General features: G+C 69.5%; 10 protein-coding genes. 1 reads left to right on the forward strand and 9 read right to left on the reverse strand.

All coding sequences use genetic code 11. The features are described from left to right. Positions 1–99: 99 nt before the first annotated feature. The 4 genes from FWJ67_RS01355 to nadE form a co-directional block, all read right to left on the reverse strand. A complete protein-coding gene (locus FWJ67_RS01355) occupies positions 100–2478 on the reverse strand; it encodes a SpoIIE family protein phosphatase (protein WP_414482537.1) in 2379 nt (792 codons plus the stop codon). Positions 2479–2690: 212 nt separating this feature from the next. After that, positions 2691–3539, reverse strand: a complete 849-nt coding sequence (locus FWJ67_RS01360; RefSeq protein WP_304174137.1) for a 2-oxoacid:ferredoxin oxidoreductase subunit beta — start codon at positions 3537–3539, stop codon at positions 2691–2693. Beyond that, the gene (locus FWJ67_RS01365) at positions 3529–5250 is read right to left on the reverse strand and encodes a 2-oxoacid:acceptor oxidoreductase subunit alpha (RefSeq protein WP_414481727.1); all 1722 of its coding nucleotides are present in this window, start codon (positions 5248–5250) and stop codon (positions 3529–3531) included. The genes FWJ67_RS01360 and FWJ67_RS01365 overlap by 11 nt, the downstream gene beginning before the upstream one ends. A gap of 174 nt (positions 5251–5424) precedes the next feature. Further along, positions 5425–6168, reverse strand: coding sequence for an NAD(+) synthase (gene nadE, locus FWJ67_RS01370; protein ID WP_304174133.1), 744 nt, complete (start codon positions 6166–6168; stop codon positions 5425–5427). Between the two features lie 166 nt (positions 6169–6334). Between nadE and FWJ67_RS01375 the strand changes: the two genes are divergently transcribed. Next, positions 6335–7279 (forward strand): VanW family protein, encoded by a 945-nt coding sequence (locus FWJ67_RS01375; RefSeq protein WP_414481728.1) that lies wholly within the window; start codon positions 6335–6337, stop codon positions 7277–7279. Positions 7280–7300: 21 nt separating this feature from the next. Here the strand turns inward: FWJ67_RS01375 and FWJ67_RS01380 are convergent, their stop codons facing one another. The 5 genes from FWJ67_RS01380 to FWJ67_RS01400 form a co-directional block, all read right to left on the reverse strand. After that, positions 7301–8353, reverse strand: a complete 1053-nt coding sequence (locus FWJ67_RS01380) for an Ldh family oxidoreductase (RefSeq protein ID WP_304174128.1) — start codon at positions 8351–8353, stop codon at positions 7301–7303. A gap of 57 nt (positions 8354–8410) precedes the next feature. Continuing rightward, positions 8411–9184 (reverse strand): SDR family NAD(P)-dependent oxidoreductase, encoded by a 774-nt coding sequence (locus tag FWJ67_RS01385; protein ID WP_304174126.1) that lies wholly within the window; start codon positions 9182–9184, stop codon positions 8411–8413. 91 nt (positions 9185–9275) lie between these two features. After that, positions 9276–10556 carry a TRAP transporter large permease gene (locus tag FWJ67_RS01390; protein ID WP_414482538.1) on the reverse strand — a complete coding sequence of 427 codons (1281 nt, stop codon included), beginning with the start codon at positions 10554–10556 and terminating at the stop codon, positions 9276–9278. Next, positions 10553–11068, reverse strand: a complete 516-nt coding sequence (locus tag FWJ67_RS01395; protein WP_414481730.1) for a TRAP transporter small permease — start codon at positions 11066–11068, stop codon at positions 10553–10555. The genes FWJ67_RS01390 and FWJ67_RS01395 overlap by 4 nt, the downstream gene beginning before the upstream one ends. Positions 11069–11164: 96 nt before the next feature. Beyond that, positions 11165–12151, reverse strand: coding sequence for a C4-dicarboxylate TRAP transporter substrate-binding protein (locus tag FWJ67_RS01400; RefSeq protein WP_304174120.1), 987 nt, complete (start codon positions 12149–12151; stop codon positions 11165–11167). Between the last annotated feature and the right edge of the window lie 68 nt (positions 12152–12219).

Raw genomic sequence — 12219 nt, forward strand, 5'->3', positions numbered from 1 at the left:
GGGGTGGTCACCGGGGGAAAGAGGGTTCCGGCCGCGGGGAAGGGCTACCTTGCAGGGGAGCCCAGGAGCCGGGGGCCAGGAGGAGCGGGGCTGGCGGGTTCAGCGGCGCGCGTCGGGATCCGGCCGGAGCCGGGCGACCACCACCGTGGCGTCGTCGGGAACGCCGCGGGGACAGAGCTCCCGGGCCCGGGCGGCCAGAAGCTCGGCCAGGACCGCGGGCTCCTCGGCCCGGAAGTGGGCCACGGTCTCCGCCAGCCACTCGGACCGGTGGCCCTCCCCCAGCTCCCAGAGCCCGTCGCTGGCCAGGATCACCCGATCGTCGGGGCCGAGGGTGAGGGTCTGAACCTCCGTTTGGAACCCGTCCACCGCCCCCGCGGGAGGGTTCTCCGCCTCCACCACCTCCACCTCCCCCCGCCGGATGACCAGGGAGGGGGCGGCCCCCAGCTTGAGGAACTGGGCCTGGCCCGTATACAGATCGACCACCAGCAGATCGAGGGTGGCGAAGCGAACCTGGTGGGTCCGGGCCCGCAGGAGGCGGTTCACCATCTGGACCGAGGGCTCGACGGCCAGACCTGCCTCCAGGAAGGAGCGCAAGAGATGGACCGCGGTCCGGCTGGCCTGCCAGGCGCTCAAACCCGAGCCCATGCCGTCGCTGAGGAGCACCGCCACCCGCCCGTCGGCCAACTCCATCCGGGCCACCGTATCCCCCGAGTGGAGCTCTCCCGCCCGCTGGAGGGCCGCGTCGGCCACCTCCAGGCGAAAACGCCGCTGGGGCAGGAGCTCAAAACGGCAGCCCTTTCCTTCACCCCCGGTGCAGGTGGCCTGCCAGACCGCGTAGGGGCGGCCCAGGCGCCGGGAGACCACCGGGGCGAGCCCCACCTGGCAGAAACCTGGATGGGGGCAGCCCGTCCGGAGGCGCACCCTCACCCGGTACCGGTTCGGGCCCACCCGGGTGCACCGCACCGTTTGGACCGGGGCCACCTGGGCCAGGCTCTGCCGGAGGGCCTCCTCCACCTCCTCCGCCTCCAGGCCCTCCTCCTCTACCCGGGCGGCCGCCGCCTCCACCAGGCCGGCTAGGGCCCGCAACTGCTGGGGGAGGAGAGCCGGGGCCCCCTCGTCGCGCAGGGTCCGGCGGCCGGCCTGGAAGGAGGGAAGAGTCTGGTTCAGGCCCCGGACGAGCCGGTCATGGCGGGTGCAGCGGAGGGCCAGGCGCTGGGGCAGGCGCTCTGGGGTGAGGGGAGGCTGGAGGTGCTCCAGCGCGCCCACCAGCTCCACCATCCCCCAGTAGGTGGTATACATCTCCCGGCCCCAGCATCGCTCGAGGGCAGGGCAGCCCTGGCAGGCGGCACCGTGCAGGGCCTGGATGAACTGGCCCACCGCTTCATCGGGCCGGGCGGGGCCGTCCGGTTCCAGCTCCCGGGCCATCCGCTCGTAGAGCCGGCTCACCTTCCGCAGTTCGGCCCCAACCCGGGCCCGCACTTGGGTGGCGGTGGGGGCTTCCTCTTCCCCCAGCCAGGCCGCCTGCCACCGCCGGAGGAGCCTCTTGGGCACCAGAGCCGCCAGAAGGGTGGCGGCGCCCGCGGAGACCAGAAGTTGGTCGAGGATCCATGGATCGGCGACCTGGGGCGTGGTCATGAGCAGGCCGAACCAAAAGCCGACCAGGACCCCCGCCCGGCCCAAGGGGCGGGCCATGCCGCCCACCAGACCCGCCAAACCCAGGAGGCTGGCCCAAGCCGCCGGGGAGCCGTGGCTCCAAACCCAGACCGCGCCGATGGCCAGACCCATGCCCGCCCCCGCGCCCGCGCCGCCCGCCCAGGCCGCCCCCTGGACCAAAAGGGAGGCGCCCAGCCACGCCGGGTGGAGGGGCGTTCCCGTCCAACGCCAGAGGGCGCCGGCCCCGAGCGCGAGGAGCAGCCCCAGGCCGAGCAGCCGGGCCGGGCGGCCCGCCCACGCTGGGCCGGTCAGGGGCACCCAGAGGAGGAAGGCGGCTGCAATGGCCAGGGCGGGGCCCACCGCGGTCTTGAACGCCTCCAGGCCATCCCCGGCCGCCAAGGCCGTCGGCAACCCCACCGCCCCTTGGAGGACGAGAAGAAGGGCCGCCTGCCCGAGAGAGGCTCCCGGGCCGTTGGGACTCGGGCGATGCCGGGCCAGCTCCACCAGGGCGAAGGCAAGGAGCACCACCACCTCCCGCCCAGCCGCCGGGCTGCCCGCGAACCCCGCGAGCACCAAGCCCAACACCACGGCTCCCCCGGCTGCCCGGCTCCCTTGGGCCAAGGCGGCCGCCCCGAGGGCGGCCGCCCACAGGCTTCCGGGAAGGCCGGGAAAGGTGAAGCCCGCCAGGAGCCAGGCCGCGACACCGAAGGCGGCTACGGATGCCAGGCGGCGCAGGCGGAAGGCCCGGTCCCCTACGGGCTGGCTCCGGGCTCGAGGCGTGAACATCCGTGAGGCCAGGTGATCGGAAGAGGCCTCTGAGGCCATAGGCCCGCCTCCCCTGGGACGGTGGGGTGGCTCAACGTTGGACGAAGGAGGGGCAGCCGTACCCACAGGCTGCCCCGCCGGTCGCCAAGCGTTGAGGGGAGCGATGCGGCCTCAGGATAGCACGGAGGCCCCAGCCCGTCTGTCGAAAGACTTGGGCTGGGGCTCGAAAGATTCCAGGGTGGGGAGTCAACGCTCCCCATCCTCCGACACCGTCAACGATACGCGTCGATAAGGCTCTGCAGGAAGGTCTGCCGATCCTGAACCGTGGGCGGCTCCAGCGCGGCCAGGCGCTCCTCGTAGGGGATGGTCTCCGGCTCCCGGTAGAGGACGCCCGTGTGGAGGGCCTCGGTGTGGAGCGCGAGTTCGAAGGCTCGGACCGGGTCGGTGGGATCGTACCCCTGGGGAAGGGGCGCGACCCGGGGCTTGATCTGGGCCAAGGTGTTGTTGAAGGTGGGGCAGGGGCTGACCGCGTGGATGAAGGCGAAGCCCCGGTGCTCGATCCCCTGCCGGATCAGATCGGCCAGCTCCGCCACCGCCCAGGAGACCCCCCGGGCGACGAAGGAGGCGCCGGCCGCGACCGCCATGGCCACAGGGTTGAGGGGCCGGTCCACGTTCCCCCAGGGGGTGGTGGAGGAACGCTGCTGGAGACGGCTGGTGGGCGAAATCTGGCCCTTGGTCAGACCGTAAATGGAGTTGTCCATCATTATGTAGGTGATGTCCGGATTCCTCCGGGCCGCGTGGGGAAAGTGCCCGGCGCCGATGGCCAGACCGTCCCCGTCCCCGCCCACGGCCAGCACCGTCAGCTCCGGGTTGGCCACCTTGAGCCCCGTCGCGATGGGGAGCACCCGGCCGTGGACGCTGTGGAAGCCGTACGCGTTGAGGAAGATGGGGAACCGGGAAGAACAGCCGATCCCCGAGACGACCGCCACCCGGTGGGGTTCCACCTGGAGCGTGGCCAGGGCCCGGGTGGTCGCCTCCAGCACCCCATAGTCCCCACAGCCCGGGCACCAGGTGGGCTTGTTGGCACTCCGATAGATCTTGGGAACGAGGCTAGCGGCCATCAGGATACACCTCTTTGATCTTCTCGTAGATGTCCACGGGCCGGAAGGGAAGCCCATCCGACTTGGTCAACCGGTGGGGTTCGATGGTGAACTGGGTCCTGAGCAGGTTGGCGAACTGGCCGCTGAAGTTGACCTCCGGCACCAGAACGGCTTTCACCTGGCGGAGGAAGGCGCGGATCTCACCGTGGGGGAGCGGCCAGAGCATCCGGGTGTGGAGCGCGGCGACCCGGTACCCCTCCCGGTTGGCCCGAGCGACCGCCTCCCGGATCACCCCTTCCTGGGAGCCCCAGCCCAGAACCCCCAAGACGGGCTCGGGGTGGCCCCACCGCCGGGTCATCCCCGGTTCCTGGGCGGCCAGGGCCATCTTCCGGGCCCGCTTGGCCATCATCTGGGTCCGACGAGCCGGATCGTAGGCCGGCCGGCCGAACTCGTCGTGTTCCAGGCCGGTGATCACGTGCTGGAGACCCACCATGCCGGGCACCGCCGCGGGGGAGATGCCCGACTCGGTGAGCTGGAAGCGCCGGTACGCACCGTTTCGCCGGGCCAGGATCCGGTAGCTGGGCCGGATCTCGTCCACCGGCGGCGGCGCCACGCTCGCCTTCCGGAAGCCCAGGAACTGGTCCGAAAGGACGATCACCGGGCACTGGTACCGCTCCGCGAGGTCGAAGGCCTGCACCGTCGTCTGGAAAGCGTCGGCCACACTGGTGGCGCCCAAGACGATCCGGGGGCCTTCGCCGTGGGCGCCCCAGACGGCCAGGTTGAGATCACCCTGCTCCTCCTTGGTGGGCATGCCCGTGCTGGGTCCCGCCCGTTGGACATCCACCACCACCGCCGGCAACTCCGCCGCGGAGGCCAGCCCGAGGAGTTCCACCATGAGGGAGAGGCCGGGGCCCGAGGTGGCCGTCATGGCCCGCGCCCCGCCGAAGGAGGCGCCCAAAACCATGGCCAGGGCGGCGATCTCATCTTCCGCCTGGACCAGCCGCCCGCCCACCTGGGGGAGCCAGCGCACCAGGTTCTCCATGATGTCCGAGGCGGGCGTGATGGGGTAGCCGGCGAAGAAGGTGAGCCCTGCCGCCAGAGCCCCCAGCGCCACCGCCTCATTGCCCGAGAGAACCACCCGCCCCGTGTGAGGGCCCGTCCCGATCCGGTAGGGATCCTGCTTGGTTACGTGGTCCCGGACGTAGGCAGCGCCCGCCTCCAGCGCCCGCCGGTTGGCCTCTTGGGCCTCTTCCCCCTTCCGGGCGAAGCGCTGGGCCACCAGGCTGAAGAGCACCTCCCGGGGCAGGTCGAAGAGTTCGGCCACCGCCCCGAGGACCACCATGTTCTTCGCCCGCAAGGAGCCCACCTGATCCCGGGCCAGGGTGGTGAAGGGGATGGGATAGGCCGTCCCGTCGAAGGACGGATCGGGGGTCACCTGGTCCCCGTCGCAGACCAGGATCCCCCCGGGTCGGAGGTCGGGCAGGCCCTTCTCGTACCCTTCCCCGTTGAAGGCGACCAGCACATCCACCCGATCGCCCTGGGAGAGAAGGAGGTCGTCGCCGACCCGGACCTGGTAGACGGCATGGCCTCCCCGAATCTCTGCCGGAAAGGTGCGAACGGTGTAGATCTCCCGCCCGGCCCGAGCCGCGGCCTGGGCGAAGATCTCACCGCAGCTGATGACACCCTCACCCGATTCGCCGCCGAACCGGAAGACGAGATCGATCGGTTGCACGCCACGATGCCCCCTGTCCAACCGCAGCTTCTGTGGAAGAACGGCGGCCTGTCATAAAAGAAGGATCCGTCTTCATCATACATCATGGGGAGTTGCCTCCGAAAGAAGAGAAGGCGCCCTCCTGGGCGCCTTGGAGCCGATGGGGTGGGACGGCGCGAGGCGGGCGCCAGCCCCTCAGCGGGCGACGACAGGCCAGGGGGGCAGGCGGCGCTTGTGCTCCGTCGCCCGGTGGAGGGCCTCGATGCGGGCCACCACCTCGGGGTCCCCTTCGCCGGTGAGGAGGTACCGGTCCAGCGCCTCGTAGCTGAGCCCCATCTCCGCCTCGTCGCTCTGGTCAGCCCAGAGGCCTGCGGAGGGCGTCCGCTGGAGGATCGCCTCCGGCAGCCCCAGGTAGCGGCCCAGGGCCCGCACCTCGCCCTTCACCAGGTCAGCCAGAGGCAACAGGTCCGCCCCGCCGTCCCCGTACTTGGTGAAGTAGCCGGTGTAGACCTCGGCCCGGTTGTCCGTCCCCAAGACCAAGTACCCCCGGAGCCCCGCCGCATGGTAGAGGGTGAGCATGCGGAGCCGGGGCTTGATGTTGGCCTGGACCACCCGCAGCCGGTCAGGATCCACCCCAGGGGGAAGGGTCGCCTGGAAGCGCTCCACCAGGGCGTCGTAGACAGGGCCCAGGTCGATTACCTGGTACTCGATTCCCAACTGGTGGGCCACCTGGACCGCATGGGCCTGGTCGGCTGGGTCGCTGTGGCAGGGCATCACCAGCCCCAACACATGGCCGGGCGCGGCCCTCTGGGCCAGGGCGGCGGTGACGGCCGAGTCGAGCCCGCCCGAAAGCCCCACCACAAAGCCCCGGGCCCCACTCTGCTGGAGCTGGGCCTCCAGCCAGCGGATCAGCTGGGTACACACCTTAGCGGCATCCATAGCAGACCCCTCCTTGGCGCCTTCCGCCTCCGGCGGATGGCAGCCCCGACGGCTTGCAGCTCCATTCTGACAGAGCCCGCGCCCGGCCTCAAGCCCAGCGTGGCCAAGCTCGCCCCCGCATAGGATGGAGCGAACCCTCGGGCCGAGAGGCGGAGGAGGCGGGGCTGTGCGGGCCGTCTGGGTGATCCGGCGCCGGACGCTCCTGGGGATCCTGGCCGCGCTGCTCCTGGTGGCCACCCTCGGCCTCCTCGCGGCGGTGCGGGCCTGGCGGGGCGAGCCCTCCGCATCCCTCACCCACGGCCCCGCGGCCTGCGGCCTCCCCGGGCTCCCCGATCCCACCCTGTACTCCGTGCCTACGGCCGACGGGCTGGCCTGGTCGGTGGCCCCTCCGCCGGCTTTGCTCCAGCTCCAGGCTGAGCTGGCGGCACCGGTGGTGGTGGGCGCCTACCAGATCCACCTGCGGGAGCTCCTCTTTGAGGAGGCGGCCAACGTCCGCCTGGGGGCGGCCCTCCTCCAAGGCCAGATCCTCCGGCCTGGGGAACGCTTCTCCTTCAACGAGCGGGTGGGTCCCTACACCTACGAGCGGGGCTTCCGGGACGGGCCCGAGTACCGGGGCGGCCAGGTGGTGGCCGCCCCTGGCGGAGGCATCTGCAAGGTCGCCTCCGCCCTCTTCAACGCCGCGGTCCTGGCCGGGCTCACCATCGAGGAACGGCACCCCCACAGCATGCAGGTCCCCTACGTGCCACCGGGGCAGGATGCGGCCATCGCCTACCCAAGCAAAGACCTCCGCCTGCGGAACGACCGGGAAAGCCCGGTCATCCTCTGGGCGGAGGTCCAGGACCGAACGTTGACGGTCGCCCTCTACGGCGGCTACGAACCCCCTCTGGTGGAGTGGCATCACCAGATCTTGGAACGGGTGCCCCACGGCCGCATCCGTCGGCCCCAAGCCAACCTGGCCACAGGCCAGGAGCGGGTCGCCATCCAGGGTCTGGACGGCCTCCGCATCCGCTCCTGGCTGACCGCGGTCGAGCCCGACGGCCGGCGGCACCAGACCGATCTGGGCATCACCCTCTACCATCCCCGGCCGGAGGTGGTGGAGTACGCCCCCTGACCGGGCTGGCTCCTGGTCGGGTCAGGCCAGGTTGAGGCGCTTCTCCAGCTCCTCCAGCTCCCGGGCCGTGGGCTCCGGGAGGTAGACGCCCTTCTCCCGGGCCTCCCGCTCCCGCTCCAGCTCCAGCTCGCCCGGCACCAGCACCCGGTCGAAACCGGCCGCGGGCGGCAGCGCGTGGACCCGCCGGATGGCCTCATCCATCTCCCGCTTGTAGGTCTCCAGATCGGTGAAGGCGGCCACGTTGATGGCCATGAAGACATGGCCCAGACCCTGGGGCCGGTCCGTCTCGCTGAAGAGCGGCGCGATGAAGGGCCCGGTCAAGGCGCCGGCCAGCGGGCCGCAGAGCAGGTCGATGATGAGGGAGATGGCCGAACCCTTCGCCTCGCCAAAGGGGAGGAGCGCCCCTTCCAGGGCGGCCGCCGGGTCGGTGGTGGGGTTGCCGTCCTTGTCCAGCGCCCACCCCAGGGGGATGCTCTGGCCGGCATCGTGGGCCAGCTTGATCTTCCCGTGGGCGACCACGCTGGTGGCCATGTCGAGGCCAACGGGCACCTCCTCACCCGCGGGCAGCCCGATGGCCAAGGGGTTGGTGCCCAGGTACCGCCGGCCCGCCCCCCAGGGGGCGACGAAGGAGTCGGCGTTGGAGAGAGCCACCCCGATCATGTCCTGCTCCACCGCGCGCTTGACGAAGTACCAGGCCATCCCGAAGTGGTTGGAGTTGCGGACGGTGACCACGCCCACACCGGCTGTCCGGGCCTTCTCGATGGCCAGGTCCATGGCGAACACCCCCGTGGGGATGCCATGGCCCTTCCGGCCGTCGAGGGCGGCCGCGGCCGGCGCCTCCCGGAGAACGGCAGGCGTCGCCTTGGGATCAATGGAACCCCGCTGGATCCGCTCCACGTAGATGGGGAGACGGGTCACACCGTGGGAGGAGACGCCCCGCAGATCGGCCAAGACCAGGCAGGCCGCCACATGCTCCGCCGCCTCCCGGGGCATGCCCACCGTCTCGAGAATGGTGATGCAGCGGTTCCGCAGCTCCGCTTCTGGAATGGGTCCCACACCTTGCTTCACTGCCATCGCCCTTCCACTCCCTTTCCAGACGAGAGCCCCCGGGGCGGGGGCTCACGCCTTCCCTTAGAACGGCTCACCGGAGGTGAAGCCGCCGTCGACGAAGAGCACGTGTCCGGTGACGTAGTCGGAGGCCGGGGAGGCCAGGAAGATCAGAGCGCCGTGGAGGTCCTGGGGCTGGCCCACCCGACCCAGCGCGATCCGCCCCACCAGGTGGTCGACCCAGGCCTGGTCCTGGAAGAGCTGCTCGTTCATGGCGGTGCGGAAGAAGCCGGGCGCGATGGCGTTGACGTTGATCTTCCAGGGGCCCCAATCCTGAGCCAGGGAGCGGGTCAACAGGACGACACCGCCCTTGCTCGAGGCGTAGGCGACCCGCTTGGGCATGCCAACCCGGCTCATAACCGAGCCGATGTTGATGATCTTGCCGCCCCCCTGGTCCCGCATGATGGGCGCGGCCGCCTGGGCGCAGAAGAAGCTCCCCGTCAGGTTGACCCCGATCACCCGGTTCCAGTCCTCGGGGGCGAGCTTGTCCGTCTCGATGATCTTGTGGGTGCCCGCCGCGTTGACCAGGATGTCCAGGCGCCCCTTCCACTCCGCCGCCTGGCGCATCACCTGGCGGACCTGCTCGGCGTTGGTCACGTCGACCTGCAGAGCCAGCGCGTCACCCGGCAGGCTCTCCGCCGCCCGCTGGGCCGCCTCGGCCATGTAATCCAAGATGACCACACTCGCCCCGGCCTCCGCGAGGGCCTGGGCCATGGAGCCGCCCAGAGCGCCACCCCCACCCGTCACCACCGCCACCCGTCCCGTGAGGTCAAACATCTTGAGAAGCTCCTTGGACATGCACCAACCTCCTCCATCCTCAGTCTGAAAGGAAGGGCCCGGCCTCATCCGGGGCCGGGCATCCCTCCCCTGCCTCATGCCTTTCCCGGAGCTAGCCGAAGATGAGGTTCGGCAGCCAGAGGACGACCTGCGGGAAGAGGAACATGAGCGCGATGACGCACAGCGCCGCCACGAAGAAGGGCCAGCCTTCCCGGACAAAGTCCCCCACCGAGCAGTCCAGGATGGAGCAGACCCCGTACATGGACAATCCCACGGGCGGCGTGTTCAAACCCACCGCGCAGGTGATGACGAAGAGCACCCCGAAGTGGACCAGGTCGACGCCGATCCCCTTCATGACCGGGACCAGGATGGCCGAGAGCAACAGGATGATCACCGTCGAATCGAGCACCGTCCCCAGAAGCAGGAGGAAGACGAGGATGATGAACAGGATCACCAGCGGGTTGGAGCTCAGGCCGATGAGGGTCTGGGTCAGGGTCTGGGGGATCATCTCCCACTTCATGGCGTAGCTGACCAGCCCCGACATGGCGATGAGGAGCATGATCATGCCCGTGTCCAGGATGCTGCTTTGGGCGGCCTGCTTAAAGCGTTCCCAATCCAGCTCCCGGTAGGCGAGGAGCCCCACCAGGACGGCGTAGAGGCAGGCCGCCGCCCCCGCTTCTGAGGGAACCAGGAGCCCGCTCCGCAGGGTGACGATGAGCAGGATGGGGAACATGATGGCCCAGATGGTGGCCACGCCCGTCCGGGCGATATCTCGGACCGGCGCCGGCCGCTCCCGCTCGGGGCGGTACCCCCGCCGCCGGGCCGTGATGGAGACGACGATGCCATAGGCCAGGGCCATGAGGAGACCAGGCACCAGTCCGCCGGCGAAGAGGCGGCCGATGGAGACCTGGCCGATGCTCCCGTACAGGACCAGCCCAATGCCCGGCGGGATGGCGATGGTGATCAAGGCGGTGAAGGCAAAGTTGGCCGCCGCCCAACCCCGGCTGTAGCCGCGACGAATCATCTCCGGACCCATGATGCGGGCCTGCATCGCCGAGTCCGCGATGGCCGAACCCGTCACCCCGCCCATCAGGGTGCTCAAGATGACGCTCACCTGCCCCAGCCAACCCCACATGTGGCCGGCCACAACCCGCGCAAACTCAACGAGCCTCTTGGTGACGCCGGTGGCGTTCATCAGGTTGCCGGCGAAGACGAACATGGGGATCGCCAGCAGGCTGAAGCTTTGGGTCTCGGAGAGGACCAGCTGCACCGGCATGGTGAGCGGCAGGTGGGGCTGCTGGAGGAAGAAGAGGAAGCCGGCGATGCCGATGGCGAAGGCAACGGGCATCCCCAAGAGCAGGAGGACCAAGAAGGCCACCAGAACGAGGGTCATGCCTGGTCAACCCCCTCACCTTGGGCCTCGCCGTTGCCAGCCCCCCGGAATGCCTGCCAGGTCTCCCGCGCCTTGAGGATGGTGGTGATGCTCAAGAGGACGCACCCCACGGGCACGCTCAAGGTGGGCCACGCATAGCTGAAGCCTGGAATCCCCGAGTAGGTCCGGAACCGGGTGGTCCAGGTCAGGGTGGAGCCGTGGTAAGCAAGAACCGCCAGGAAGATCAGGATCAGAGCATAGTTGAAAAGCTTGACGCCCAGCCGGACCTTCTCCGGCAGGAGGTTCACGAACAAGTCCACCGACGGGTGCCGGTCGTGGCGGAAGGCGGCGTCAGCCGCCAGGAAGACAGCCCAAGCGAAGAGGAAGGTGGCGAACTCCATCCCCCACGCGATGGGGTGCCCGATGTACCGGGTGAAGGCGGCGAAGAGGATGACGGCCAGGGTCGCGGTCAGCAGGAACCGGGCCAGCCGCTCCTCCCACTCGCAGATGACGGCGTAGACTCTGCGCAACATGATCGTGGGTTTCCCCCCTCATGCAAGGGCCGGTCTCGCCCCGGCGCAAGACGCGCCGGGGCGAGACCCCAACCCCATCCAGCCGTTACGGCGGGCTCAGATCTTGCCGAGCTGCCGGTAGATCTCCTCCCGGACCTTGGTCAGGCCGAGGCGCTCGTAGGCAGCCAGACCAGCCTTCCGGAAGGCGTCATAGTCGATGTCGGTGTGGATGGTCATGCCCAGCTCCTGAGCCCGGGCCCGCTTGGCGGCGGTGTCCCGCTCGATCTCGTAGGAGGCCTCCATGCCGGCCTTGTTGCACTCCTCGACCAGGATCTCCTGGTACTCCTTGGGCAGGCTCTGGAACCAGCGCTCGCTGATCACCTCAAAGTTGATCAGCAGGAAGTGCTTGGTCTCGTTGACGTAGTCGAGGACCTCATGGAGGGCGTGGTCTTCGATGTTGTCGTAGACCAGCTCAGCGCCGTCCACCACGCCCTGCTGGATGCCCGTGTACATCTCGCCGAAGTTCATGGCGGTGGGCACCGCACCCAGGGCCCGGACCGACTCCTGCCAGATGGGCGCGGGAGGCGTCCGGATCTTCAGCCCAGCCAGATCAGCGGGCTTGCTGATGGGCTTGTTGGTCATGAAGTGCCGGAAGCCCTGCACCCAGTTGAAGGAAAGGACCCGGATGCCGTACTCGTTGGCCAGCTTGTCGATCCATTCCTGAACCATGGGCAGGTCGTTGAGGGCCCAGACCTCCTCCAGGCTCTCAACGAAGTAGGGGCCGTTCATCACCGCAATCTCGGGCACGTAGTTCCCCATACGGGCCGAGTCGGTGTTCTGGCCGACGGGCACACCCATCCGGATCTGCTCGATGATGTCCTCCTCAACGCCCAGCTGGGAGCTGTGGAAGACCAGAATCTGCAGGTCGCCGTTGGTCCGCTCGTAGACCCGGTCGGCCCAGACTTGCAACCACTTATGGTAGGGGTGGTTGGGCCCCAAGACGTGGTTGAAGCGCAGCGTGTAGGTGGGAGCCGCCGACGCCGAGATTGTGAACGCGGCAACCATCACGACTGCGAGGAGCGCGGTGATCGCTCTCTTGGCCATCTCTGCAAACCTCCCCGTACGAAAGGTAGGCATTGGACTTCTCCCCCGAACATGGGTCAGCGCTGATG

Origin of the sequence: Limnochorda sp. (genome assembly GCF_047459355.1) — a bacterium.
In the GTDB taxonomy this organism is placed as follows: domain Bacteria; phylum Bacillota; class Limnochordia; order Limnochordales; family Limnochordaceae; genus Limnochorda.

Bases quoted from the DNA above. Each gene is read 5' to 3' on its own strand.
- FWJ67_RS01355 (WP_414482537.1), bottom strand. From the start codon at position 2,478: ATGGCCTCAGAGGCCTCTTCCGATCACCTGGCCTCACGGATGTTCACG.
- FWJ67_RS01360 (WP_304174137.1), bottom strand. From the start codon at position 3,539: ATGGCCGCTAGCCTCGTTCCCAAGATCTATCGGAGTGCCAACAAGCCC.
- nadE (WP_304174133.1), bottom strand. From the start codon at position 6,168: ATGGATGCCGCTAAGGTGTGTACCCAGCTGATCCGCTGGCTGGAGGCC.
- FWJ67_RS01380 (WP_304174128.1), bottom strand. From the start codon at position 8,353: ATGGCAGTGAAGCAAGGTGTGGGACCCATTCCAGAAGCGGAGCTGCGG.
- FWJ67_RS01385 (WP_304174126.1), bottom strand. From the start codon at position 9,184: ATGTCCAAGGAGCTTCTCAAGATGTTTGACCTCACGGGACGGGTGGCG.
- FWJ67_RS01390 (WP_414482538.1), bottom strand. From the start codon at position 10,556: ATGACCCTCGTTCTGGTGGCCTTCTTGGTCCTCCTGCTCTTGGGGATG.
- FWJ67_RS01395 (WP_414481730.1), bottom strand. From the start codon at position 11,068: ATGTTGCGCAGAGTCTACGCCGTCATCTGCGAGTGGGAGGAGCGGCTG.
- FWJ67_RS01400 (WP_304174120.1), bottom strand. From the start codon at position 12,151: ATGGCCAAGAGAGCGATCACCGCGCTCCTCGCAGTCGTGATGGTTGCC.